Consider the following 24,966-nt stretch of genomic DNA (forward strand, 5'->3'; position numbering starts at 1 on the left):
CCATAAGTTGGGTCCTTTTTATTGGTCTTGGATAAGTCATCCAAGTTCAGTATAAAGGACTTTTTTGCATATTGGAATAGGATACATAACATTGTGAAACATATTATGTTTCATGCAACACTAGTGAAAAGATTTAAATTACGGAGGATAAAATATTGCCTGAAAAAAAGTGGAGCAAAGTAAAAAAGAAGATAGAAAGTTTTATCTGCGATTCTTTAAAAGACAAAGTCCAGTTTAGGGTAACCAATTACCGTAAAGCTCATGATCAAACAGGAAGAGTTTTTATTACAGTGGATAAAAAAGAAGTCTTCAGTATGAGTACTTTAGCTGCTGACAATGCAATGTATGAAGTTGAACAAGAGATAATGACTCAGCAAAATATTGATTATGATGTCTACAATGGACCACAAAATGTTGATATTCAATCACAAGCTCATGAAATGATTATGGCTGAAGGTGTTTTTTCTCAATCTGATTTTTTTGACGCTGTTGAAGAATATCTTAGTTCTTCTATTGAAGTGTCCTTAAAGTCCAATCATATAATCATTAAAATTCTTTCTTTGATTGATCGAAGAGTTGGGAAGAGAAGTTTAAAAAAGATGGCTAAGTCTATTGAACAAGAAAAAGAAATCGTCCAATATTTTTATCATTTACGTTGTGAAGCAGAAGGGTTAGAGAATATGTGCAAAAAAATCTAAATAGAAATATAAAAGGAAACAAATATAAGCAATTAAAAGACCATATTAGTAAGTCTTCGACCATCTTTTCTTTTGCGACAATAGAAGATGTCGGTATCAGCGACAATTTCATTAGATTAATAGAACGATCAGTAGAGTTTCTCGTGGACTCTTATCCAACAAATTACTTAAAAGAATAATAAGTGCAAGTCATCGTATTCAATGATTTTTATCAAGAATTTTCGCTGCTATGGGTAATAATTTTTCGACTTTATACGAAGTCAGTAATCTCTTAATGATACTTTCATGGAATTCTCTATCTATTGCCTTTTTATATCATTGGCTATTTTGTCTAATAATGGAATTTCATTGTTCAAACTATAGCCAACAAGTATTCTATTGATTATCCTTAATAAATCAAATAGGGGGGAAGTTATGAAGAAAAACTACACTAAGAAAAAGTATAAAAAAGTGTTTGGTTTTATTTTTTGTATATTAGTGAGTTTTGTACTTGGAAGCATCATTACATATTTTTTAATGTCATTGGATACAACCGAAAGTCCCGAACAGCATGAGATAACAGTAGAAGATAAAGTTTCAGTAAGTGAATCTAATAGCGCGGACACAGACATTGTTGCCAATACTGCATCTCAAGAAAAAGTTACTTTAATTACTGAACCGGGTTTTGATGCCTGGGTTCGCCAAATTTCAAAAATTCAAATACCAGACTATCAATTAGATCCAGATTTGAGTAATTTAGGAGACTCGGTTACAGTTATAGATAAAGAATTATCATTTAATAAAAGAGAATTCTTGACTTCTGATGGTGAACTCTCAGATAAATCAACTCAAAAAACTATTACTTATGTAAATGGCACTAAATATTTCACTATTTCTTTTATGCGTAATGAAGAAAATATCACCAATGATTTTCAAGGATCAGATTGGTTATATTTCAGTCAAGATGACGTTTATTGTGTTCCACTTATTATGACTTACAAAAATATAATTATATTAACAACTCTTCAAGATACAGCTGTACCCGTTGATTACAGGGAAGCTATTGATCTAAGTATATTGATAGTAGAAAAACTTGAAAATATAGAACAGTTTTAAATCGACGATTAGTAACATATAACTAAGGGAGGTAGTGAAATGTTTTATTATATCTTGCTGGTTATTTTCATAATAGATTTTTCGTGTAGAATCATGAGTTTGATACGCGTACTTCAGGGGAACTTTTCTTCTTGGTTTGTGAAAGGGTGGACGCCCTTAAGTGAAAACTATAATTTAGTTAACATTCCTGATCAGAAAATGATAAAAATAAAAGTTGTGCTGAGCGCAGGTATAGTTCTAAGTACAATTGCTGTTTCACTGTTGATGATCTCTTTGCCCACTTCTGCATTAGGTTATACCATTGTCCTTACTTTAATCCATTTAGTACCTGGAAGGTTAATTAAAAACATCCTAAATAAATTGCACGCTCAATAATGTTTAGGCTTTGACAAATTGGTGGAATACAATCCAATTAAAAAGGAGAGACAATGATGGAAGAAGAACTGATTGAGGTTTCCATAGTATACAAAGACAATTTTAGGGAGACGTACAAAATAAATCGTGAAGAATTTAGAATTGCTAATAAAGAAGTTAGAGATGAGAAGCTTCTTGAGTTTCACATAGGGGAAAGAATTTTTGTCAAAAATGAGGTTGCTCTGGTCGGAACTGATAACTGCACGATTCAATTTTTTTGATGCAACAGACCTAATTATTAGTAATGGAGTCATCAACTTTCAACGTCAAATACATGTATTCAAGAGGCTGAGCTTAAATATATAGCAAGAAAGGTCGTTATATGAATGAACAACGGTGAGAAGTATCATCAACATTTTGGAGTCTACGGAGTGAATTTAAAAGAAGATAAACTCTTATGTATTCAAAAAAATGCAGGACCATATCAGAATCGATACGACTTGCCAGGAGGAAGTCAAGAGGATGGTGAAGGATTAACGGAGACCTTGATCAGAGAAGTCCTAGAAGAAACTGGCCATCGAGTGTCTGAATATAAAAACTGCAGAGTCTATGATAGTTTTGTAAAAAGTGAAGCTGACCATACAGTCCATCATATTTTTATTCTTTATGATGTTGAATTGTTTGAGGATGAAGAAGCTATTCCTGAAACAGTAGCAGATGGAAAAAATGACTCTGATGGTATTGACTGGGTCGCGGTGAAAGAATTGAACATCAATAATCCGTCACCTCTAATATTAAAAATATTAGAAGAGATGAATAAAAGCAAAAATGTGTTAGAAAAAACGTCCTTTTTATCATGGGAAGTAAAAGAAGCTTTGTATACAAAAGGAGAAAAATAATATAAAAACGTTTTCTAAATCATTTATGTTACGATAAAAAGGAGCCTAAAGAGTAAGGAGGTATTGGATGAGTAGAAGAGTATTTTGGATGATAGCTATCGGATATTCCGCAGTTGTTTTTGTCCTCCATAATGTACTAGAAACAACCATTGGCGCATTTTTGATGCAAATCAGTTCCTTTGCTTTATTTTTTGGAATCTTTTGGTTTTTGTACCGTATCATAAAGTTTTCAATCCAACAATTTATGTACAATCGTAAATAAAAAAGGTTGTTTTTAAAATCATCGGAGGCTGTTTATGGCAAATTACATAGTAACTATAGTTCTTAGCGTTGTTATTGCAACTAAAATAATGGCACTTATTCAATTTTTAATGAAAAAAAGATCTTCAAAGATTCTGCATTTTTGGATTCCTACAGATAAACTTGAAGTTTTACGGGATGTTTCAAAAGAAAACCAGCAAAAAATGACAATAATAATCTGTCTAAGTCTTATGCTAGATATCGGAATTGTAACAGTAATGATAATCACCTTACCCAAAGATGAATCTACCCTAACTTTACTTTTATCTATAGGTTTCTATTTAAATAGCGTATTTCTTGAAAAATATACTCAATCTATTGCAGAAAGCGGTAGAGTTTAAACTTATGGATTTTAAAACTGTTCTGCAAATACACTAGCAATAAAGAGCACTCAAACACAAAAAGTCAAGCTTGCCATATGCCTGTACAAGTAAACAAAAGGAAATCAACAACGGACGATTAGGATTTAAATATAATTACGCCAGGTTTTAAACTAAAATATAGGAATGAGGATGTATATGAAAAAAACGACTTTTTATGGTTTATTTATGTTTGTTCCAGCAATTTTTATGATCGGTTACCGATACTTTTTAACTGTGGCAGAGCAAGCTTTTTTACGAGGTGAGCTTATTTCAGAAATATGGGCTCAGGTGCTTTATATATTGTTGCCGACATTTCTAATCATAATACTGGTGTCTATGGCTTTATATTCAACAAAGTTTATGAAAGAAATGAATTTTCGTTTGATTGCTTTAGTTTGTTTCGCAGCCTATTTGGCATTATCTATCTCTCAGCTATTTTCAACTGTCCTTATAGAACGTGTTCCTGGAATAACTTATCTATTACAAGATTTCCCTAAATATGCAGGGTTTTATGGTGGAATTCTCATATATTCTATATTTCACAAAAAATAAGGCTGACTAGAGATACTTAATTTATTTTCAACAGTTTACTAGTTATATGGAGGGATTAATTTGACAAAAGAAGTAACGTATTTTGAAGTATGGAACGAGGAAAATTTACTGGAAGGATTTCAACGTAAAGAGGAATACATATTGATTCAAGGTGAATACAATCATGAAGTGAAAAAACTAACGGAGACCAAATTATCTGATGAGGAATTATTGGGAGTTGAACTAGGTTCTTCAGGACTGGTTTATGTATTTTCAGAACTAGTTTATAAAGTGTTGAATGCATTCAGCGATGAACCAAAAACAAAGAAAAAACTAGAAGATGCCATCAGACAGTATAATGTAAAATTAGATGAAGAGAAAAGAATCGTTCTGTACTTGAGACAGCTTGACTACTAAAAATCCGCTTTCTAATGGGGTTGGAACTTTCTCACTGACCAAATCTTTCATTTGCTCAGTCCTATATGGTAAGTGAGAATGGTTTATGAACTATATCTGTTCTCTTTGTCGGTAAATATGGTAGTTGAGAGTCATTTTACTACCATATCTACTTGGCGCGGAATGGGATATGTCAGGTGACACCTTTGTTAAGTTTGTCTAAAGCTAATATCGTCAGGTATTCTTTTTATTCACCATGAGAATGCAGAAACTATCCGTTGAAACAAAAATTATAAAAAAACGTATTGACTTTAGGCCACATCTACTTTATATTCAATTAAAGATAAAACGAATCTGTAATTAAAAGGAAGAGCAGTATGAAATATTCAAAAGCGACAAATTATGCTTTACATTCTATGGTTCATTTGGCAATGGAATCTACCAACGAAGCAGTCAGGGTAGAAGACTTAGCTAAACGCCAAAAATTATCGCCTACTTATTTGTCAAAAATACTGACAAAATTATCAAAAGCTGGTTTGATTACATCAACTCCCGGAGTAAAAGGCGGCTATCGTTTATTGCGTTCGCCAGAAGAATGTACGTTTCTTGATATCATTCAAGCGATAGAAGGATATGAATCATTACTGAACTGTACGATGTCTCATGATGGTAAGTGGAATAGAGAATGTTTGATCGAGCGTGCAGTAGCAGATGCAGAAGATAAGATGAAAGATGAACTTGCACGTAAGACAATTGCGGATATTTTGAATCAAAGGTAAAATAAAATTAGTGATTAGCTAATTTTTATTTTAATTATAGATATTAAAGGTCTGTAATAGAATTTATAGGAGGAGAAAAGATGATGGATGTTGTTGTAATCGGTGGAGGACCAGCAGGCATGAGTGCTGCTTTAGTAGCCGGAAGAGGGAAAAAACAAGTGCTTCTGATTGATGAAGAAAAACCAAGAAATGCTGTAACGCATGAAACCCATGCTTTTTTAACGAGAGATAATATTAAGCCAGAAGATTTCAGAGCAAAAGGAAGAAGAGATTTACTGCAATATCCAACCATTTCGATCAAAAAAGGCAAAATTCTATCCATTAAAAAAACGCTGAAAGACTCTTTTGAATTGACTACCGAGTCAGGAGAAACCTTCCACACTAAAAATATCGTTTTAGCTACAGGCGTGAAAGAGACGCTTCCAAATGTGAAAGGAATTGAAAACTATTATGGAAGCAGTATTTTCTCTTGCCCTTTCTGTGATGGTTGGGAAATGAAAGACAAACCTCTGGTACTCATAGCAGAATCCATTCAGGCTCTCCATGTTACTAAATTATTGAAAAATTGGACAGATGATTTGATTGTGGCGACTAACGGAAAGACCGTTTTTGATGGTGAGCAGAAGAAAGTTCTGGAAATAAATCATATTCGTCTGATAGAAGAAAGAATTGTTGAACTAATAGGTACAAGTGGGGAACTTCAGGGCGTTGTTTTCGAAAGCGGAGAAGAAATCAATAGATCAGGTGGCTTCTGTACTACAGTATTGGATAATAAACTTCCATTCATTGAACAATTAGGCATCGAGGTCAATGAAGCAGGGTTTATTATGACGGATATCATGGGTCATACGAACATAAAAGGCATCTATGCCGCAGGAGAAATAACCGGTCCTTCTCAATTGATTGTTTCTGCCAGTCAAGGTCATATGGCAGGTGCAGGGATCATAGCCGACTCTAGTGAGGCCACATTTCAAGGAATATAAAAGGATTCAAAAAAAGAACGGAGTGAAAGTAATCGGACATATAAATCAATTCAATCAGTTAGCAGCAAAATACGACACAACAAAAAATAAGGATATGGCAAAACGTTCTACTGAAGCTATACGCAATTTGTTAGACAAAAACCACACAAAGACAGCGATAGATTTTGGTTGCGGTACAGGAAATGTGGGTCTAGACTTGTTAGAAGATTTTGAATCTATGTTGTTTGTAGATGCATCTCCAGCAATGATCGAACAGGTCGAGAAGAAATTAGCAGATATAGACACTAAAAAAGCATCTGTACTTTGTCTGGATATTGAAAAAGATGATCAACTTCTCTATAAGGCGGATACCATCATACTTTCTCTAGTATTGCATCATATTTCAGACAGCCATAAACTACTCTCTAAACTTTATGAGGCCTTAAACAAAGATGGACAATTGCTGATTATTGAAATGGAAAAACCAAAAAAAGTTTCAAGCGGCCATGGACATGGAATGGACAGCTCAGCATTAACAGCTGCTTTATCAGAAATAGGCTACCAGCATATCCAGTCAAACATTTTCTATGATGCAAAAAAAGAGAACGCTGGACAAGAAGCATCCAGATTTATTCTAAGTGCTAGAAAAAAATAATATAGAATCCATTATTAAATAGAATAGTCTAAAACATGTTTCCTAAAAGAATTGATTCTTTAGAAAACATGTTTTTTTGTTAATATAATTTTTAAAAGTAATCGGGCTAAACTAGAAGTATTAAGCTATAGATGTAATCAGAAAGGAACTCACTATTTAAGTGTTAAAATTTAACTGCATTCAGATTGAACTTGCCAATATACTTACAGGCTCCAATAATTTCGTTTCCTGTTTTTTACTTTGAACTGTCTTTGTTCTTTATTGTTTAGCGAACTAAAAAAATGCTTTCTAATTGGACAGTAACTCTCTCAATTCACCTCTCACTGACCAAAACTTTCAATTACTCTGCCCTATATGGTAGTTGAGAATGGTTTATGAACTATATCTGTTCTCTTTGTCGGTAGATATGGTGGTTGAGAGTCATTTTACTACCATATCTACTTGGTTTGGAATGGGATATGTCAGGTGACACCTCTGTTAAGTTTGTATAAAGCTAATATTGTTAGGTATTACTTTTTATTCACTATGAGAATGCAGAAACTATCCGTTGAAACAAAAAAATAATAAAAAAAGAGTCGGTTTTTCTACTGTTGTTAGTGGAAAACTCGACTCTTTATTGTTTAATGCTCGTTTTCTTTAAAATGCATCACTATAACATAAACTCCTAATAAGAATAAAATGATAGCATACAAGTAAAATGAAGCTTTAAATCCTAAAGAAAAAGTTGCTTCCAAACCATAAAGATAAATGTGCATCCAAAAAGCACTACAAATAACGTTTTCACCACTTAAAAATTTCATCTGCTGCCTCCTTAGTGAAATGTTATTACATTTGATTTTTTATACCTTATGTTATTAATGAAAAATAGAGTTTTAGAAAAATAATCTATACTGAGACAAGTCTTTTTATGTACAAATCTAATAATAGAATGCGTATCAATAGTTTTTTCATGATTATCTTGTTATCCTTAATATTGTAATCAATAAACCTAATAGGAGATGACTTTTGATGGAAAACTCACATTTAATAGATCCACGTAAGAAGTATTATGCAGAGAAGTTTCCGGAACAAGAACAAAATACTCCGGCATTACAAAGCAAAATGGAACCTAGACCCGATTGCGGTGAAGAATCGTATAAAGGTTATAACCGTCTGGAAGGGCGTAACGCTTTAATTACAGGTGGCGACTCAGGTATGGGACGAGCAGCTGCGATAGCCTATGCGCGAGAAGGTGCTAATGTAGCTATCCATTTTTTCCCAGGCGAAGAAGAGGATGCTAACGAAGTAAAAGAATTGATTGAAAAGGAAGGCAGAAAAGCATTGTTGCTGCCTTATGATTTGCGTGAAGATGGTGCAGCGACTGAAATCGTTGAAAAAGCCATTGAAGCTTTTGGTGCATTAGACATTCTAGTATTAAATGCTGCACAGCAAATTGCTCGACCTTCTTTAAGTGATTTGCCGATGAAACAAGTACACGATACTTTCAAAGTAAACATTATTAGTATGTTCGAAACAGTTAAAGCTGCAGAAGAACATTTGAAACCAGGCAGTGCGATCATAACCACAACATCTGTTCAATCTTTTAATCCAAGCGAACCCTTAATGGATTATGCAGCTACAAAAGGAGCCATAAGCAACTTTACGGTATCCTTATCATCTTACTTTGCATCAAAAGGCGTGCGTGTCAATGGTATAGCACCAGGTCCAATTTGGACACCACTTCAATTGGATAATGGAAAACTAGATGGTCAAATCACTGAATTTGGGCAAAATAGTCCACTTGGACGTGCTGGACAGCCTGTTGAATTAGCTGCAGTTTATGTTTTGCTAGCATCAGATGAAGGAAGTTATATCACCGGGCAGATTTATGGTGTCACAGGCGGACAACCAATCGATTTATAAATTAGAATAGTATTATTAGAAGTCCGAAATTTAAATGTTTCGGGTTTTTTTTTGTGTGCGAAAAAATAGATAATGTGGCGTTAAGCGTTAGCTGAAAACTTAAATTCATTTTATAGATAAGTATAGAAAATGGTCTTCAATAAGAGTAAAATAAAGGTAGATATTTTTTAGAACAAAACGGATGATAGTTGATAAATGGAAACTTCAAAAATGACTATAAAACAACCATTCAAACAGTGCTAAATTTCTTTGCACTCAATATTCTTTTTAATCCTAATGCAAATACGGTTACGCTTTTATTGAGTAAATGAACTTGTTCATTTCTACATGAAATCATATTTATTTGCTTTAAGAACACTCCTTTTACATAACTTTTTTGTGCAAAAACTACTGAAGAGAGAAGAGGATTTTAGTGGAAAACAAGGTAACCAGTTTCGTATTACGTGTATTGTTAATGGCAGTTTTTTATTTTTTAGCGTATGAATATTGGCTGGATAAATCTTTGGAAGACACTACTCACATTATTATAACTTCTACAATAGCGGTGCTGCTTATAAGAGCGTGGGAGTTTTTCAAAAAAAGACGTTCTGTTTCTAACTCAACCCAAAAAAGGAGGTCTAAGTCTAGATGAAATCTACTAAACGATATGTTAGTCTACGAATTGCAATAGTTGTTGCAGTTTTATTCTTAATTGCTCTTTATTTTATGAACATGATAACTTTTGCCACTTGCCAAGTTTCAGTCTATGTATTGTTAGCAGGAAACTTTGCTTTGATTGCTTTGCGATACCGGAATAGTTCGGTTCAAGGAGCTAAAATAGCTGTTTGGCTCAATAGTGTAATGTCCGTTGTTCTATTGGGAACTGCTTTCTACTGGGCTTTTTTTGTTTTCTAAAATAATACTTAGAACACTATACTTACTTTAAGTAGGTTTTTAGTGATATACTCGAACAGAAAATAAAGCATAGGAGGCTATAAACAGTATGAATAAAAAGTACGAAAAATTATTTGAACCATTTACATTTTCTTCAGGAGCAACGATTGATAATCGTATCATCTTGCCGCCGATGACAACAAATTCAGCATTTGAGAATGGGATGGTCACTACTGATGAACACCTCTATTACAAGCGCCGATCAGCTGGTCTGGGAGCTGTTATTACATCTTGCGCACAGGTAAGAGAAGACGGTAAGTTTGCTGGATCATTAAGCGCGGCGTCAGATAATCGCATTGAAAGTTTGTCCAAATTAGCCAAAACGATTCAAAGTACCGGTACAAAAGCAATCTTGCAAATTTTCCACGTCGGCAGAATGGGATCTGCAGATACTCTTAGGGGAATTCAACCGGTAAGCGCCAGTGCTGTTCCAGCTCTTCGAGATAACGCAGAAATACCAAGAGAATTACCTGATTACGAAGTGCGTGAGCTTATTGAAGCTTTTGGTGAAGCAACAAGAAGAGCCATTCAAGCCGGATTTGACGGAGTAGAGATTCATGGCGCCAATACGTACTTGATTCAACAATTTTTCTCTCCTCATTCCAATAGAAGAGACGATCATTGGGGCAGCACGCTTGAGAAACGAATGAACTTTCCGTTGGCTGTTGTCAAAGCTGCTAAAGATGCGATTGACAAATACGCAGACAAACCATTCATTTTTGGTTACCGCATTTCTCCGGAAGAAATGGAAGAACCAGGGATCACTTTGGATGACACGTTAGCTTTGATGAATCAATTGAAAACAACTGGTCTGGATTACATTCATATCTCTTTAGGAAGTGTCGCTCAAACGTCTATGCGCGATAAAGAAAACAGCACACCTATAATTGACATCATCACTGAAAAATTCGGCACTGATATTCCGCTTATCGGTGTAGGACAAGTAGTCACACCGGATGATGCAGTCAAAGCTATGGAAGAGCATCATCTTCCATTCGTAGCGATTGGTCGAGAGTTGATTGTAGAACCTGATTGGGTCGAGAAAGTAAAAACTGGAAAAGAAGATACCATCCGTACAGAGATTCATTCGGAAGATAGAGCAGACCTAGCTTTACCGGATGCTATGTGGGAATATGTAGCGTCAAGACCAGGTTGGTTGCCGATTGTAAAATAGACTAATGATTTGAATTGACAGGTTTGAGGTTGGTATTTTACCAAATTTAAACCTGTCGTTTTTTTGTTTTGTGAGATGGCAAAACTTTTTAGCAGTTTCCGTTAAAAAGTTTTGATAAAAGTTCTATATTAAGATTTGAATAAAGTGCTTTTTTTGGTATAATATATTTAAACTAAACGATATAAGAAATGGGGCAATTTGAATGTTAAAAACTTTAGATGTGAAAACAAAGTCCATTACAGAAGCCAAAAAAGAATTCTCAAAAATTGTGAAAGAAACAAATGAATCAGGAGAACCAACTTTTATTTTCAACCATAACAAACCTGAAGCAGTAATTCTAAGTAATGATGTATATGAAAAACTAGTTAGAAATTATAGAGAATTGGAAAATAAATTGTTCTATAGTCAGTTGCAAGAACGAGTTTACAAAGGACCGGGTAACCTTATCTCTGCTGAAAAGGTTCTTGAGACAGAGCAGGAATTAAACGCTTTTGCTTCTCTATCTGATGAGGAGTTATTTGACTAATGGCTCAAGTATACTTTTGGGAAGAGGCAGAAAAAGACTATAAGAAATTAGATGGTATGTTAAAACAATGGGTAAATGAAGCTGTAGAACGTTTAGAAGATAGAGGTTCAGAGATTGGCAAAGTACTTGGAAATATAAACTATGCAAAATTAGCAGGGTTTAAAGAATTAAAAAATCAAAAATTAGGCATTCGCCTTATTTTTAAACCTTCAGTAAATGGACAAATAGAAATTATTGAGATTGTCACGATTGGAAAAAGAGATGAAGAAAAAGTTTTTGTTATTGCTGAGAAGAGAAGGATAAAAAGACAATAATTTTAACTAAAAACTGACTTTAAAATACTACAAACCCTCACGCTTATTTAAGATAAGAGTGAGGGTTTGTAGATTGTACAAGTATGTTTTCACTTATTGTAACACTATTTAAAAATCATAACTTTTTTGGGTTATCCAACGCACAAGGAAATTGTTTTATTTTTAAATTTTAAATTAAAAAGTTTATTTAGCAAGATCTTTTTTGTTTAAAAAGCTGCACTTATCTAAGTAATTTCACTAAAAAACTGCTATACTAAAAAAGAACGTAAGTCTGAATGAGGAGCAATTACATGTTAACATTTGAAGAAAAAAAGGCTATTTTTGATAGCTACCCTGAATTGACAGCAACACCAGTATCAATGAATCGTGTGAATTACCATTACGAAGAAAGTGCTGTTGCTAAAACAATGGTGGTTCGTTTCTTGCATCCGAATGGAAATGCCTTGATTTATGCAGGTTATTTGCCTAAAGAAGAAATCGCCAAAGAAGGCTATATTTCTGTTTTAGAAGCTTCTGAAGAAGAAATTAGAGACTTAATAGACAAAGCCCTTGAATATTTGAACAAAAAAGAAAATGGTTATGCAGTTGGCTACCAAGAACTTTGGATGGATCAGTACGGTGAAAAACTGATTTTACAATATGATCACCCAATGTGGGCTGTGTTAGTGGAAAATGGCCAAATTGAAGGAGTATTCAAGTCTAAAGAAGCTGCTGAAGGCTATTTGATGGACGAAGGATTCTTAGAAGATTAATTATAGAAATGTACGTGGAGGAAAGTTGTTAATATGGATGAAAAAAATTTGTCGCTTCGCTTAGAACGAGTAGCAAACTATATCAGAAAAAATGACCGCTTAGCAGATATTGGATCGGATCACGCTTATTTGCCAAGTGCTTTAGTATTAAACGGTATGATTGAATACGCGATTGCTGGAGAAGTAGTGGATGGTCCTTATCAATCTGCTAAATCACATGTAGCTGAATTAGGTTTTGAAAAACAAATCGACGTTCGTTTTGGAGATGGCCTTGATGTAGTGGATTTGAAAGATAACATCTCAGCGATTTCTATTTGCGGAATGGGCGGCAGTTTGATTGCGTCTATTTTAGATAAAGGTTTTAACGCCGATAAGTTGAGCGGTCAAGAACGGTTGTTGCTGCAGCCGAATGTTGGAGAATACACGTTGCGCAAATGGCTGGTCGAGCACGATTACCAAATCGTTGCTGAAGACCTATTGGAAGAAAACCATAAAATGTATGAAATCATGATTGCAGAAAAAAGCGATCAACCTGTTGAAGCCACTGAAGCTGATTTGCAATATGGTTTCTTGTTGAAAAATGATCCTACGCCAATGTTTAGAAAAAAATGGCAAGTGGAGCTGAAGAAATACAAGTACATCCAAGCCAGCTTAGAACAATCAAAATCAGACCAAACAGAAAAACTCAAAACTGTGAAAGAGACAATTCAACAAATAGAGGAGTTGTTAGAGAAATGAGTATAACTGGAAGAGAACTGGTACAAAAATTTGAAGCTTTCGCGCCGCCGTTTTTAGCAGAGGAAGGCGACCCAATTGGGTTAGCTGTAGGGACATTAGACAGACCCATTTCTAAAATCATGACCACACTGGATGTGCGTCCGGAAGTCGTCCAAGAAGCGATTGAAAAACACGTCGATTTTATTTTTGCGCATCATCCGCCAATTTTTCGTCCGTTGAAAAACTTGGCCAGTGACAGTCCGCAAAACCAAATGTTCCATGATTTGATTAAACACGACATTACCGTTTATGCTGCTCATACGAATCTGGACATTACAGAAAACGGCATGAACGATTGGTTGGCTGAAGCTGTGGGAATCGAAGACACAGAAATCCTGACTGAAACCCAACGCATTTATTACAAAAAACTAGCTGTTATGGTGCCGCCTGAAAATGCGTCTGAAGTCAGAGAAGCCTTAACTTCAGTTGGCGCAGGACAAATTGGAACCAATTATGTGAAGTGTAGTTACACTCTTGCAGGGACAGGTCGTTTTACACCGGTCAAAGGAGCAGACCCGGCCATTGGTGAAGTAGGCGAAGAAGAGCAGCTGACAGAAGTCAAAGTGGAAGTGGTCGTACCAAACCGCCTTGTAGATAAAGTAATCCAAGCTTTGATTAAAGCTCATCCTTATGAAGAACCGGCTTTTGATGTGTATACCATTGAAAGTCTGCACGATAACTATGGTTTGGGCCGAGTAGGAAACTTAGTTCAGCCGATGACCGTAAAAGAGTTTGCTCAAAAAGTCAAAGAGGTTTTTAACGTTTCTGGGTTGCGCTACATTACACCGGATGACACTAAACTCGTGAAACGAGTGGCGATTTGCGGTGGCGATGGGGGCAAGTTTTACTCAGATGCGCTTAAAAAGCAAGCCGATGTGTACATTACTGGAGATGTTTACTATCATGTTGGACACGATATGTTGGCAGATGGTCTTTCAGTAATCGATCCAGGCCACCACATCGAAGAAATTTGTAAAACGAAACTAGAAGAGTTATTTACGGAGTGGAAAGCGGAAGAAAACTGGGACGTGGAGATTCTTTCGTCTGCATTAAATACGGATCCTTATCAATTTCTATAAATTCGCTCTTGCGCAATCCTTATAAGTTGCGAGATAATAAAAAACAAGCAACAACTCACCATTTTAAAATCGGAAGGAAGTTTAAGTCACATGTATGAAAATTTAATCCCGCGTTTTATTCGCTATGTCAAAATAGAAACACGTTCAGATGAAAACAGCACGACGATTCCAAGTACACAAACACAAGTAGAGTTTGCTAAAACTTTGATGGAAGAACTGAAAGAAATTGGATTGGCTGATGTGTCTTACAATACCAATAATGGCTTTGTTACGGCGACAGTACCAAGTAATACCGACAAAGAAGTCCCAACGATTGGATTTATTGCACACATGGATACTGCTGATTTTAATGCTGAAAACGTTGCTCCTCAATTCCATGAAAACTATAATGGAGAAGCTATTGTCTTGAACGAAGCGGAAAACATCATTCTTTCTCCAGAAGACTTTCCAAATTTAAAAAATTACGTTGGTCAAACATTGATTACAACTGATGGAACGACTTTGCTAGGCTCTGATGACAAATCAGGGATTGCTGAGATCGTGACAGCGATGGAAATTTTAGTCAATGATGATTCGATCAAACATGGGAAAATCCGTGTTGGTTTTGGTCCAGATGAAGAAATCGGGATCGGTGCAGATCGATTTGATGTAGAAGAATTTGCTGCTGATTATGCTTATACATTGGATGGGGGACCTGTTGGTGAATTGGAATATGAAAGTTTCAATGCGGCTTCCGCTATTGTTACTATCCAAGGAAAAAACGTGCACCCAGGAACGGCTAAAGGGAAAATGGTCAATGCCATTAAATTAGCCATGACTTTTGATGCTCAATTGCCTCAAGATGAAGTACCTGAAAAAACGGAAGGCAGAGAAGGCTTTTATCACTTATCTGGCATTGCCGGAACAGAAGAAAATGCTCAATTGTCTTACATCATCCGTGATCACGACAAAGAAAAATTTGAAGCACGCAAAGCTGCTGTTCAAAAAGTGGCGGACGATATGAATGCTTCTTTAGACAGTGATCGTGTACAAGTTGTCTTGAAAGATCAATATTACAATATGGGTGAAATCATTGAAAAGGATATGCGACCGATTGACATTGCTCAAGAAGCCATGGAATCGTTAGGTATCAAACCAATCATTGAACCAATCCGTGGTGGTACAGATGGGTCGAAAATTTCTTTCATGGGTCTTCCAACACCGAACATTTTTGCTGGTGGAGAAAACTTCCATGGCCGTTATGAATTTGTTGCCGTTGAAAGTATGCAAAAAGCGACAGATGTCATTGTTGCTATCGCTAAATTGAACGCTTCTAAAGGAGAATAGAGCATGTGGTTGATGCTTTATTTTCTCTTGGTCAATATTCTGTTGTTCATTATGATGGGTGTAGATAAGAAAAAGGCTGTTCAGCACAAATGGCGCATTCCAGAGAAGAATTTGCTGTTTCTTGGGTTGGTTGGTGGAGGGATCGGTGGTCTCTTGGGTATGAAAATATACCGTCATAAAACCAGAGAATTCAAATTCAAAGTGGTGTATGCTTTGGGAACGTGTGTGTTGATAGCAGGATTAGCAGCAGCGAACTTAATGTAACCGGAAAAAGCAGACGAGTTCTGCTTTTTTTGTCTTTAAATGAGAGAAGTTAGGAGGTGTATGTTAAAATAGGTAACAGAATAGTCTAGCAAAAGGCGGTGACGTAAGTGAGTTTACAGTTTATTTTAGGAAGAGCCAATACAGATAAAAGAGATGTCATGTTGAACGAGATCTCAGACATTTTACAAGAAAACAGAAAGACACCAGTGTTTTATTTGGTGCCGGAACACATCAAGTTCGATGCCGAAATGACGGTATTGAAAGAACTGGGTGAAAGAGAACCGTTCAACCAGCAAGAACTTCTTGGTATGATGCACGTTCAAGTTTTCAGTTTCAGCCGTTTGGCATGGTATTTTTTACAAGATACTGATTTGTATGTCAAGCCACAGTTGACTCAAACCGGTCTATCTATGTTGATTCGGAAGTTGTTATTGCAATATGAGGATGAACTCACTATTTATCGTGGTGAAGTTCGTAAAAATGGATTTGTGCAAAAATTGAGTGATCTCTTTTTTGAATTGCGCAGTGGTCGTATTGCGGAACAAGACTTAGTGCAAATGATTCAGAATTTAGGCGACACACCTAAGGAAGCCGATTTTAAATTAAAACTGCAAGATATCTCGCTCATCTATAGAGCATTTGGGGAAGCAGTGAAAGGGAAGTACATCGAAACCGAAGATGTGATCACTGCTTTAATCGAAAAGATCCAAGGTATGGATCTATCAGATGCTTATATTTATGTCGAGGGATTTTATCAGTTTACTGCTCAAGAGCAGGACCTGATTTTGACGTTGATGCAGCATACGAAAAAAGTAACTTTGGCGTTGACGTTGGATAAAGCCTATCCTACTGAAAAGCCTGATTTAATGAATTTATTCCGAGTAACTGGGACTACCTACTACAAGCTGTATCAATTGGCACGTCTCAATCAAGTAAAAGTCCAACTCGATCAAGTGATCACTGAGAAAGACAGTCATTACTGTGAAGAATTGAATCAGTTGGAACAGTACTGGGTGGAGAGCAACGAGCTGTCTCCGACAAACTTGCATTTGAAACAAGAGCGGATCCCGATGGACGATTGCATCGAGATTTGGGGAGCTGAAAACAAACAAGCAGAAGTCAATCATGTAGCCACAGAAATTTTGAAACTGATCGCTACTGAAAAATACCGCTACAAAGACATTTTAGTATTGGCTCGGAACCCGGAAGATTACCGAACATCGCTGCAGCCGACATTTGATAAACATCACATTGAAACGTTCTTTGATAGTGCGGAAGTGATGTCTCATCATCCGTTGAGTGAGTTGCTGGATGCACTATTTGCGATCAAAAAGAACAACTGGCGTTATGCAGATGTGATGCGTTTATTGAGAACAGAATTATTTATGCCGCCTGTTACGATGGAACTATCTGCCGATCGCATGATGCGCGTCAAACAATATATGAATCATGCAGCCAAATTTAGAGATGCCGTCGATATCACAGAAAATGTGGTCTTAGCGTATGGGTATGAAGGCTACCATTGGACGAAAAAAGATCCGTGGAAGTACACGCGATTCCAATACGACGATGCCGATTTTCAGTCTGATGCCGATGTGGTTTTTGAACAGACAGCGAATCAGGTAAAAGATTTTCTCAACCATACATTGTCGCCCTTCTTTAAACGCTTGGATAAAGCCGAAACTAGTATGGATGCTGCAAAAATCGTTTATCAGTTTTTAGAAGCCAATGGCGTTCCGGATCAATTGCTGTTTTGGCGTGATGAATTGATTCAGCAAAATGATTTGGAAATGGCTAGAAGACATGAACAGATCTGGCAGGTATTTATTCAGTTATTGGATGAGTACGTTGAAGTGTTAGGCGAAGAGGTATTTGATGAAGAAAGCTTCCGGATGATCCTGATTACTGGATTTGAGAATGCTTCTTACAGCATTGTACCGCCAAGTATCGATCAAGTGATTTTTTCTGGTTTAGCAGGAGCACGGATCGGCACAGCCAAAGTGACCTTTATTTTAGGATTGACCAATACCAATCTGCCGGTTAAAACAGAGAACAAAACGATTTTGACTGAAGAAGACCGAACGTTGATCGGCGACTTTTTAGCGACAGAAGAAAAATTCTTAAAACCTTCAGTCGAATCGCAAATGGCTGCTGAACCGTTTATTGCGTACCAAGCCTTTTTAGATTCTTCAGAAAAATTGTATTTGATGTATCCAGCCAGCAATGATTCAAAAGAAAGTCCTAAATTATCGCCCTATGTCCAGCGAATAGCCGATTATTTCGACATTTCTGTACAAGCCAAACCGGCAGATGTGACCTCCCTGATTGAATTGAAGAAAGAAGATGTATTAGCTTTTATCGGCTCGAGGGAAGCAACTATGGGGCAATTGCTGATGATTTTACGCAAAGCCCAAGATCAGCAAGCGGACTTGCATCCTTTCTGGCAAATGCTGTATCAGTATTTCAAATTGAACGAAAAGACTTCTTTGATGTTCAATCGTCTGCTGGCAAGTTTGCGCCGGAAAAACATTCCGCTACCGTTAACCGAAGAATTAGCTGAACAGTTATATGGAAAAGATTTATACATGTCGGTTTCACAACTGGAGTCGTATTATGCAGATCCATTCACGCATTTCTTGACCTATGGCTTGAAGCTTAGAGAACGAGACGTGTTTGAATTATCAGCAGCCGGCACGGGTGAATATTTCCATGAAGCATTAGATTTATTATTCAAGACATTAATCAATCGTGATCTTTCTTTTGACCAATTAGATAAAGAGGCTCTAGAAAAAATCACCAATGAAGTCCTGGAATCTTTGATCAGCAAAGGCAAATACCAAATCTTATCTGCTTCAAACCGAATGATGTACATTCGTGAGCAGCTGGCCAATACGATTCAGCGTGTGGCGTGGGCTATCGGCAACCAAAGCAGACGGACAAATATGGCCAATGCTCAAACAGAAGTTTTATTTGGACGGATCGCGGCTCAAAAAGGAATCGAAGGACATACTTTTGCGCTAGCTAATGGCGGAGAATTGCATTTAAGAGGGAAAATAGACCGGGTCGATGCTATGGAGATCAATGACAAGCATTACTTATCTGTAGTCGATTACAAATCCAGTAAACATTCCTTTAGTTTTATTGATGCTTATTATGGATTAGCGATGCAGATGTTGACGTATTTAGATATCGCTTTAGCTCATTCGGATGAATTGATTGGGAAAAAAGCTTTACCGGCTGGGGCATTTTACTTGCAAGTGCAAAATCCGTTTCTTAAAGAAGGAACATTTGTCGATGAGGACCAATATCGGGAAACGTTGTTAAAAATGTACAAAATGGATGGTTTCTTGTTGGATGACGAGGATATGTTGGATGCTCTAGATTTAACGGTTGAACCGAAGAAGAAATCATTGGTGTACCCATTTGAACAATTGGCTAAAGGGACGATGAAATCCGATAAGTTCGTCACGTTGGATGATATCGAAACCTTATTGCGTTTCAATAAAAAGAAAATCATTACTGCCGGAAACAATATCATTAAAGGCGATACCCGTTTGAGTCCGATCAAAGAGAAAAGTGCGTTTATTTCTTCGGTAAACGGACCGCTAAAAGCTGTATCGTTTTTCGATGCTGCATTGTACACCGAAAACAAATACCGTCGAATGGAAAAATTGGGTATTCCAGATATTCTGGACAGAATGAAACGTGAAGGAGATGCAGAAGAGTGAAACCATTACCATTAAAACCTGAAAACAGCCGTTTTACAGATGATCAGTGGCAGGCCGTATACGATTCAGGAACCAATTTGCTGGTGTCCGCTTCTGCAGGGTCAGGAAAAACCACCGTACTTGTAGAACGAGTGATCGAAAAAATCAAAGCCGGGACCAATGTGGATGAATTGCTGATCGTTACCTATACGGATGCTGCTGCCAGAGAAATGAAAGAACGGATCCAGTCCGCTTTACAAGAAACTGTCACTGGCGAAAGTCTGACGGATCAAAAAAGGCATCTGGTAAAGCAGATTCCGTTGCTTTCTCAAGCGTCGATCAGTACGATCCACTCATTTTGTTTGCAAGTCATTCGCCGTTATTACTATTTGATCGATTTAGACCCAGTGTTCCGTTTGCTGACAGATGCGACTGAAATCGTTTTGCTGCAAGAAGACGTCTGGGATGATGTGAGAGAAGAATTGTATGGGGAAGAAGACAGCTTGTTTAAAACACTGACGGCAACTTATTCTAATGACCGTACAGATAGCGGTCTGCAAGACTTGGTCTTCTCTTTGTTTGAATTCTCACGGGCTAATCCGAATCCTGAATTGTGGTTGGAACATTTAGGCGATCTGTACAAAGTAGAACAGAACTCTTTTACAGAAAGCACATTGTATCAGGATCTGCTGAAACCGCAAGTGAAAGAAATCTTAGTCGGATTGGAAGAGCAATACCGCTATGCGAACAGCATGGGAGAAAATAGTGATGAATTAATGGCTGGTAAAGAACTGGTGGAAAATGAATGCAGCCATATCACTGAATTGCTGCGCTTATTGGATGAAGGAAACGTCGAAGCTATTTACAACACCATCCAAGCTTTTGAATTTGCCAGATGGAAAGGTCCGAAAAAGAATGCGGACGATGAGGTAAAAGAAGTTGGGCAAGATATGAAAGCCATTCGTGACCAGAATAAGAAACGGTACACGACCATGAAAGAAGATTATTTTGCTGCGCCTCTAGAAAAACAGCTTAGCTTGATGCAGCAAACCGTACCGTTGATTCAAGAGATGGCTCGGGTGACACAACTATTTTCTGAAGCTTATACAGCGAAAAAAAGAGAACGCAACTTATTGGATTTCAATGACTTGGAACATTTAACACTGAATATTCTGGCTCACTTTGAAGAGGGTAAATGGACGCCAAGTGAAGCCAGCACTCATTACCGGGATAAATTCAGTGAAGTCATGGTCGATGAGTACCAAGATGTCAACCAGTTGCAAGAGAATATTCTGCATTGGCTGACGAAAGATGATGCAGAAAACGGCAATTTCTTTATGGTGGGAGATGTGAAGCAGTCTATTTATTCTTTCCGTTTAGCAGATCCAGGCTTATTTTTAAAAAAATACGAAACGTATGGGAAGTTGCAAGATGGCGAACGGATTATCTTAGCCGATAATTTCCGTTCCCGAGGAGAAGTACTGCAATTTATCAATCTCTTGTTCATACAATTGATGGATAAATCAGTGGGACAAATGGAATACGATGAAGCCGCTAAACTGGTTCAAGGGTTCAAAGACTTCCCTGTTTCTACTGTTCATCAGCCGGAGATTCTGATTTATGAAAAAGAAACCGATGATGATGCAGAAGAGACGGAACTGGATGAATTCTCCATTGAAACTAAAACAGAAGGCGAATTGACGATGGTCGGGCAAAAAATCAAAGATTTGGTCGATGAAGAGTTTCCTATCTACGATAAGAAGAAGAAAGCATATCGTCCGATTCGCTATTCAGATATCGTGCTGTTAACACCGACGAAGAAAAATAATGCGACCATTCAGACCTTGTTTAAGCAATTGAATATTCCTTTATTAGTCAATGATACGCAGAATTATTTCCAGACAACAGAAGTTACGATCATGATGTCTTTATTGAAAATCATTGATAATCCCTATCAAGATATTCCATTGGCGAGTGTCTTGCGTTCTCCGTTAGTTGGCTTGAATGAACGAGAGTTGGCATACATTCGCATCACGAAAAAAACGGGTGATTACTACGATGCTGTGTCAAGTTTTTATCGGGAGTATCCAGGGAACAATAAAGAGACTCGTTTTACAGGCAACTTATATGAAAAAATCCGTCTATTTTTAGAACGGTTAACGAGTTGGAGAGAAATTGCGCGCAGAGAATCGATCGTCACTTTGATTTGGAGTATCTATCAAGAGACAAACTTCTTGGATTATGTAGGGGGAATGGCTTCTGGCCGTCAACGAAAAGCTAATTTGCATGCGTTGTATGAACGAGCAGCGAATTATGAGCAAACTAGTTTCAAAGGGCTGTTTCAATTTGTCCGCTTCATTGAAAAAATGCAGCAAAAAGACAAAGACTTAGCAGAGCCGACTGCTTTATCGGAAGACGAGAATGCGGTCCGGATCATGACGATTCATGCCAGTAAAGGATTGGAATTCCCCGTCGTCTTTGTATTGGACTTGACCAAGCGATTTAACTTGCAAGACACGATGAACAGTTATGTCTTCAATGAACACTTGGGTGTCGGGACAGAATTCAAAGATTTAGACAAGAGAATCCGATACACTACGTTGCCTGAAACTGCGTTGAAAGTAGAAAAGAAACGAAAACTATTGGCGGAAGAGATGCGGAAGTTGTACGTGGCTTTGACGCGAGCAGAAGAAAAACTATTCTTAGTCGGCTCGTATAAAAATGAAGAAGCCGCTTGGAAAGATTGGGGCGTGGTGAGTTCTCATCAGCAAACAGTTCTGCCGAGTGACTTGCGTTTAACAGCGAGCAGCTTGATGAAATGGATTGGCTTAGCCATTGTCCGTCATCCAGACAGTCAAAATGACCATCTGCACATTACTGCCAAGAATGGCGAAGTACAGCAACATACTGCGTCATTTAGTGTTCACTTTGTAACGGAAAAAGAACTGTTGGAACAAAATGAAGAATTGGAAATTGATTTTGATGCCATAAAATGGTTAGACAAAATCGAGCAAGCTCCAAGTGTTGAGCTGGAAGGGCACTTGCAGCAAGATTTTAAAGAAGTGAAACGCTTGTTGGAGCATCGTTATTCTCACCAAGCCGCGACACATACGACCAGCTATCAATCAGTTTCTGAAATCAAACGGATGTTTGAAGAACCGCATGAAGGCCAGTTGGTCAAAATCGATGTCAATGAACCGCGAAATCAAAACCGATACACAGAAGACAAGTTGAAACGACCTGCATTCTTAACCGAGACGATTGCACCGACCAGTGTTGAGATTGGTACAGGAACCCACCTGGTGATGCAATCGATTGATTTGCATGAACAACCGACCATTGAGTCGTTGAGTCGATTGGTAGAAGAACTGGTTGAAAAAGGCTTGTTGCAAACAGAAACAGCCAAACAAATTGAAATAGAAAAAATCGCCGCTTTCTTTGAAACTTCGTTAGGGGAGCAGCTGATTAATGATGTTGCATTGGTGGAAAGAGAAAGACCATTTTCCTTGTTGATGAATGCTGCAGCTATTTTTACAGACATGGACGGCAGTGCTGAGGATAAAATCTTGATTCACGGAATCATGGACGGATATATAGAATATCCAGATAAAGTGGTGCTATTTGATTACAAAACTGATCGATTGATCCGGTTTAAAGAACGTGCTCATGAAGAGATGATCCAGAAATACAAGGGACAATTGCTATTGTATAAAGCAGCTTTGCAGTCTATTTTGAATAAACCTGTTACAGAGACCTATCTATGCTTGTTGGATAGTGGGGAAGTTTTGGCAGTGAATTAATAGAATAATTGTATGGAAATGCAAAAAACGAGCTGGTGATTTACTTCCAGCTCGTTTTTTGTTTGTCATTTTATTAAGTGAATAGGGGATGGCGCCTTGTAAACGCGCTGCGAAAGTCAGCTCACACGCTTTTCTCCACGTTCTTGGCTTAAGCGTCTTTTTTTCGCTCTATTCTAAGTCATAATTAACGCCTTCCGTATAAGTATTCCCAGCGTCCCATAGCAGGAATTCATTGACTCCGGCTTCTTTTAGGGCTCTGATTTGGGCTTCGACTTCGGCTGGTCCGTATTGCAGATAATTTCCCGAACCTAGGTAAGAAGCAGTGAAGTCTTGTAACCATGGACGAGATCGCGGCGGTGTTTCCAGGCTGCCTAGTACGTCATTTTCTACTTTCATGTATTCTGAAATAATGTTGTAAGGTTCTAAGTCAGGCTTGGCGATCCCAAAGTAAGGTCCCCAGTGGCTTGGATAGATCATAGAAGAAATCACATCGACATTTTCAGAAATTTTAGAGAAGTTTTGACCGATTCCAGGAGCTTCCGGAACAGTAGCAGAATACCCGAAGATATCTACGGAAACGTCGACTCCATAAGGTTCCAATTCTTTCTTAGCGTATTTCACGAAATCTGTTACCGATTCAACACGTTGTTGAACATCATCCAGATCCATTTCATCGTATCCGCCACGGGTGTATTGAAGTTCGTCTGAACGAGTTTCGAATCCTTCAGGGAATCTAACATAATCAAACTGAATTTCTTTAAAACCCATTTTAGCAGCTTGCTTGGCGATCTCCACATTATACTCCCAAACTTCTTGAGAAAATGGATTGACAAAACTTTCTCCACGGTTGTTTTTCCATACGGATCCATCTGAATGTGTAAAGCTCAATTCTGGACGAGCTTCCGCTAAACGTGTGTCTTTAAAGACAACGATACGAGCGATAGGGTAAATCTCATTTTCTTCAAAGTGAGTCATTAATGCGGATGGATCGTCAACATAATTTTGAGTATTTTCTTGAACGATTGGGTTATCAGATTGCAGGTCCAGCGTCATATCTCCGAAATCATCCTTGATATCGACGACCATGGCATTTAATTCAGTATCATTTAACAACTGAGTCAATTCTGCTAAACGAGAACCACCAGCTGAGTGTCCTGTAACGTAAACTCCTTTTACACCATCTTCAGGATAAGCAATTTCCACGCCGCTATCAAAAGTAAATTGAGTAGGATAATTTTCTGGAATGGATAAAAGGTCGGCACTGTGAATGGTCAATACTTGAGTCTCAGCATTCTCTTCTGCATGTACATTTTGTGAATAGGCAGCAAATAAGAGAGTTGCGGATAGGGGAATGGACCATTTAAATGTATTTTTTTTCATA

26 protein-coding genes are annotated in these 24,966 nt (G+C 37.4%); 24 read left to right on the top strand and 2 right to left on the bottom strand.

Annotation, left to right across the window (positions count from 1 at the left end; all coding sequences use genetic code 11):
- Window positions 1-155 precede the first annotated feature (155 nt).
- The 12 genes from ACEN36_RS03565 to ACEN36_RS03620 all read left to right on the top strand — a co-directional run bounded on the left by ACEN36_RS03565 (window position 156) and on the right by ACEN36_RS03620 (window position 7,031).
- Window positions 156-698 carry a hypothetical protein gene (locus ACEN36_RS03565; RefSeq protein WP_407097713.1) on the top strand — a complete coding sequence of 181 codons (543 nt, stop codon included), beginning with the start codon at window positions 156-158 and terminating at the stop codon, window positions 696-698.
- 414 nt (window positions 699-1,112) lie between these two features.
- Window positions 1,113-1,793, top strand: a complete 681-nt coding sequence (locus ACEN36_RS03570) for a hypothetical protein (protein WP_407102763.1) — start codon at window positions 1,113-1,115, stop codon at window positions 1,791-1,793.
- 39 nt (window positions 1,794-1,832) lie between these two features.
- On the top strand, window positions 1,833-2,168 hold the full coding sequence (locus ACEN36_RS03575) for a hypothetical protein (protein ID WP_407097051.1): 336 nt from the start codon (window positions 1,833-1,835) through the stop codon (window positions 2,166-2,168).
- A 56-nt stretch (window positions 2,169-2,224) separates the two neighbouring features.
- Window positions 2,225-2,428: a hypothetical protein gene (locus ACEN36_RS03580; RefSeq protein ID WP_407097052.1), complete on the top strand. Its 204-nt coding sequence runs from the start codon at window positions 2,225-2,227 to the stop codon at window positions 2,426-2,428.
- 105 nt (window positions 2,429-2,533) lie between these two features.
- Complete coding sequence (locus ACEN36_RS03585) at window positions 2,534-3,046, top strand: NUDIX hydrolase (protein WP_407097053.1); 513 nt, start codon at window positions 2,534-2,536, stop codon at window positions 3,044-3,046.
- Between the two features lie 67 nt (window positions 3,047-3,113).
- Complete coding sequence (locus ACEN36_RS03590) at window positions 3,114-3,308, top strand: hypothetical protein (protein WP_407097054.1); 195 nt, start codon at window positions 3,114-3,116, stop codon at window positions 3,306-3,308.
- Window positions 3,309-3,342: 34 nt separating this feature from the next.
- Window positions 3,343-3,687 carry a hypothetical protein gene (locus tag ACEN36_RS03595; protein WP_407097055.1) on the top strand — a complete coding sequence of 115 codons (345 nt, stop codon included), beginning with the start codon at window positions 3,343-3,345 and terminating at the stop codon, window positions 3,685-3,687.
- A gap of 177 nt (window positions 3,688-3,864) precedes the next feature.
- On the top strand, window positions 3,865-4,260 hold the full coding sequence (locus ACEN36_RS03600) for a hypothetical protein (protein ID WP_407097056.1): 396 nt from the start codon (window positions 3,865-3,867) through the stop codon (window positions 4,258-4,260).
- 60 nt (window positions 4,261-4,320) lie between these two features.
- On the top strand, window positions 4,321-4,656 hold the full coding sequence (locus ACEN36_RS03605; RefSeq protein ID WP_407097057.1) for a hypothetical protein: 336 nt from the start codon (window positions 4,321-4,323) through the stop codon (window positions 4,654-4,656).
- 356 nt (window positions 4,657-5,012) lie between these two features.
- Complete coding sequence (locus tag ACEN36_RS03610) at window positions 5,013-5,414, top strand: RrF2 family transcriptional regulator (protein WP_407097058.1); 402 nt, start codon at window positions 5,013-5,015, stop codon at window positions 5,412-5,414.
- An 80-nt stretch (window positions 5,415-5,494) separates the two neighbouring features.
- Entirely contained in the window at window positions 5,495-6,397 is a 903-nt protein-coding gene (locus ACEN36_RS03615) for an NAD(P)/FAD-dependent oxidoreductase (protein ID WP_407097059.1), read from the top strand.
- A gap of 22 nt (window positions 6,398-6,419) precedes the next feature.
- A complete protein-coding gene (locus ACEN36_RS03620; RefSeq protein WP_407097060.1) occupies window positions 6,420-7,031 on the top strand; it encodes a class I SAM-dependent methyltransferase in 612 nt (203 codons plus the stop codon).
- 620 nt (window positions 7,032-7,651) lie between these two features.
- On the opposite strand, the gene ACEN36_RS03625 is transcribed toward ACEN36_RS03620, so the two are convergent.
- Window positions 7,652-7,831, bottom strand: coding sequence for a hypothetical protein (locus ACEN36_RS03625; protein WP_407097061.1), 180 nt, complete (start codon window positions 7,829-7,831; stop codon window positions 7,652-7,654).
- A gap of 208 nt (window positions 7,832-8,039) precedes the next feature.
- Between ACEN36_RS03625 and ACEN36_RS03630 the strand changes: the two genes are divergently transcribed.
- The 12 genes from ACEN36_RS03630 to addA all read left to right on the top strand — a co-directional run bounded on the left by ACEN36_RS03630 (window position 8,040) and on the right by addA (window position 23,585).
- A complete protein-coding gene (locus tag ACEN36_RS03630) occupies window positions 8,040-8,933 on the top strand; it encodes an SDR family oxidoreductase (RefSeq protein WP_407125971.1) in 894 nt (297 codons plus the stop codon).
- A 627-nt stretch (window positions 8,934-9,560) separates the two neighbouring features.
- Window positions 9,561-9,827: a hypothetical protein gene (locus ACEN36_RS03635; protein ID WP_407102757.1), complete on the top strand. Its 267-nt coding sequence runs from the start codon at window positions 9,561-9,563 to the stop codon at window positions 9,825-9,827.
- A gap of 88 nt (window positions 9,828-9,915) precedes the next feature.
- Window positions 9,916-11,040 carry an NADH-dependent flavin oxidoreductase gene (locus ACEN36_RS03640; RefSeq protein ID WP_407097064.1) on the top strand — a complete coding sequence of 375 codons (1,125 nt, stop codon included), beginning with the start codon at window positions 9,916-9,918 and terminating at the stop codon, window positions 11,038-11,040.
- A gap of 202 nt (window positions 11,041-11,242) precedes the next feature.
- Window positions 11,243-11,566 (top strand): type II toxin-antitoxin system Phd/YefM family antitoxin, encoded by a 324-nt coding sequence (locus ACEN36_RS03645; protein ID WP_407097065.1) that lies wholly within the window; start codon window positions 11,243-11,245, stop codon window positions 11,564-11,566.
- Window positions 11,566-11,880 carry a type II toxin-antitoxin system RelE family toxin gene (locus ACEN36_RS03650; protein WP_407097066.1) on the top strand — a complete coding sequence of 105 codons (315 nt, stop codon included), beginning with the start codon at window positions 11,566-11,568 and terminating at the stop codon, window positions 11,878-11,880. The genes ACEN36_RS03645 and ACEN36_RS03650 overlap by 1 nt, the downstream gene beginning before the upstream one ends.
- A 290-nt stretch (window positions 11,881-12,170) precedes the next feature.
- Window positions 12,171-12,632 (top strand): hypothetical protein, encoded by a 462-nt coding sequence (locus ACEN36_RS03655; RefSeq protein WP_407102756.1) that lies wholly within the window; start codon window positions 12,171-12,173, stop codon window positions 12,630-12,632.
- Window positions 12,633-12,665: 33 nt separating this feature from the next.
- On the top strand, window positions 12,666-13,370 hold the full coding sequence (locus ACEN36_RS03660; RefSeq protein WP_407097068.1) for a tRNA (adenine(22)-N(1))-methyltransferase: 705 nt from the start codon (window positions 12,666-12,668) through the stop codon (window positions 13,368-13,370).
- A complete protein-coding gene (locus tag ACEN36_RS03665) occupies window positions 13,367-14,488 on the top strand; it encodes a Nif3-like dinuclear metal center hexameric protein (protein WP_407097069.1) in 1,122 nt (373 codons plus the stop codon). Before ACEN36_RS03660 ends, ACEN36_RS03665 begins: the two co-directional genes overlap by 4 nt.
- Window positions 14,489-14,578: 90 nt before the next feature.
- Window positions 14,579-15,814, top strand: a complete 1,236-nt coding sequence (pepT, locus tag ACEN36_RS03670; RefSeq protein WP_407097070.1) for a peptidase T — start codon at window positions 14,579-14,581, stop codon at window positions 15,812-15,814.
- A gap of 3 nt (window positions 15,815-15,817) precedes the next feature.
- Window positions 15,818-16,078: a DUF1294 domain-containing protein gene (locus ACEN36_RS03675; RefSeq protein WP_407097071.1), complete on the top strand. Its 261-nt coding sequence runs from the start codon at window positions 15,818-15,820 to the stop codon at window positions 16,076-16,078.
- Between the two features lie 107 nt (window positions 16,079-16,185).
- The gene (locus tag ACEN36_RS03680; protein ID WP_407125972.1) at window positions 16,186-19,806 is read left to right on the top strand and encodes a PD-(D/E)XK nuclease family protein; all 3,621 of its coding nucleotides are present in this window, start codon (window positions 16,186-16,188) and stop codon (window positions 19,804-19,806) included.
- On the top strand, window positions 19,803-23,585 hold the full coding sequence (gene addA, locus ACEN36_RS03685) for a helicase-exonuclease AddAB subunit AddA (RefSeq protein ID WP_407125973.1): 3,783 nt from the start codon (window positions 19,803-19,805) through the stop codon (window positions 23,583-23,585). The genes ACEN36_RS03680 and addA overlap by 4 nt, the downstream gene beginning before the upstream one ends.
- Before the next feature lie 168 nt (window positions 23,586-23,753).
- Here addA and ACEN36_RS03690 read toward each other — a convergent pair whose 3' ends face one another.
- Window positions 23,754-24,965: a putative glycoside hydrolase gene (locus ACEN36_RS03690; protein ID WP_407102750.1), complete on the bottom strand. Its 1,212-nt coding sequence runs from the start codon at window positions 24,963-24,965 to the stop codon at window positions 23,754-23,756.
- Between the last annotated feature and the right edge of the window lies 1 nt (window position 24,966).

The organism is Desemzia sp. FAM 23989 (genome assembly GCF_045528345.1).
Taxonomy (GTDB): Bacteria; Bacillota; Bacilli; order Lactobacillales; family Carnobacteriaceae; genus Desemzia.

Coding starts and splice junctions, on each gene's coding strand:
- ACEN36_RS03630 (WP_407125971.1), top strand. CDS start 8,040: ATGGAAAACTCACATTTAATAGATCCACGTAAGAAGTATTATGCAGAG.
- ACEN36_RS03645 (WP_407097065.1), top strand. CDS start 11,243: ATGTTAAAAACTTTAGATGTGAAAACAAAGTCCATTACAGAAGCCAAA.
- ACEN36_RS03625 (WP_407097061.1), bottom strand. CDS start 7,831: ATGAAATTTTTAAGTGGTGAAAACGTTATTTGTAGTGCTTTTTGGATG.
- ACEN36_RS03655 (WP_407102756.1), top strand. CDS start 12,171: ATGTTAACATTTGAAGAAAAAAAGGCTATTTTTGATAGCTACCCTGAA.
- pepT (WP_407097070.1), top strand. CDS start 14,579: ATGTATGAAAATTTAATCCCGCGTTTTATTCGCTATGTCAAAATAGAA.
- ACEN36_RS03600 (WP_407097056.1), top strand. CDS start 3,865: ATGAAAAAAACGACTTTTTATGGTTTATTTATGTTTGTTCCAGCAATT.
- ACEN36_RS03635 (WP_407102757.1), top strand. CDS start 9,561: ATGAAATCTACTAAACGATATGTTAGTCTACGAATTGCAATAGTTGTT.
- ACEN36_RS03590 (WP_407097054.1), top strand. CDS start 3,114: ATGAGTAGAAGAGTATTTTGGATGATAGCTATCGGATATTCCGCAGTT.
- ACEN36_RS03640 (WP_407097064.1), top strand. CDS start 9,916: ATGAATAAAAAGTACGAAAAATTATTTGAACCATTTACATTTTCTTCA.
- ACEN36_RS03650 (WP_407097066.1), top strand. CDS start 11,566: ATGGCTCAAGTATACTTTTGGGAAGAGGCAGAAAAAGACTATAAGAAA.
- ACEN36_RS03570 (WP_407102763.1), top strand. CDS start 1,113: ATGAAGAAAAACTACACTAAGAAAAAGTATAAAAAAGTGTTTGGTTTT.
- ACEN36_RS03615 (WP_407097059.1), top strand. CDS start 5,495: ATGATGGATGTTGTTGTAATCGGTGGAGGACCAGCAGGCATGAGTGCT.
- ACEN36_RS03610 (WP_407097058.1), top strand. CDS start 5,013: ATGAAATATTCAAAAGCGACAAATTATGCTTTACATTCTATGGTTCAT.
- ACEN36_RS03690 (WP_407102750.1), bottom strand. CDS start 24,965: ATGAAAAAAAATACATTTAAATGGTCCATTCCCCTATCCGCAACTCTC.
- ACEN36_RS03660 (WP_407097068.1), top strand. CDS start 12,666: ATGGATGAAAAAAATTTGTCGCTTCGCTTAGAACGAGTAGCAAACTAT.
- ACEN36_RS03675 (WP_407097071.1), top strand. CDS start 15,818: ATGTGGTTGATGCTTTATTTTCTCTTGGTCAATATTCTGTTGTTCATT.
- ACEN36_RS03665 (WP_407097069.1), top strand. CDS start 13,367: ATGAGTATAACTGGAAGAGAACTGGTACAAAAATTTGAAGCTTTCGCG.
- ACEN36_RS03580 (WP_407097052.1), top strand. CDS start 2,225: ATGGAAGAAGAACTGATTGAGGTTTCCATAGTATACAAAGACAATTTT.
- ACEN36_RS03575 (WP_407097051.1), top strand. CDS start 1,833: ATGTTTTATTATATCTTGCTGGTTATTTTCATAATAGATTTTTCGTGT.
- ACEN36_RS03585 (WP_407097053.1), top strand. CDS start 2,534: ATGAACAACGGTGAGAAGTATCATCAACATTTTGGAGTCTACGGAGTG.
- ACEN36_RS03595 (WP_407097055.1), top strand. CDS start 3,343: ATGGCAAATTACATAGTAACTATAGTTCTTAGCGTTGTTATTGCAACT.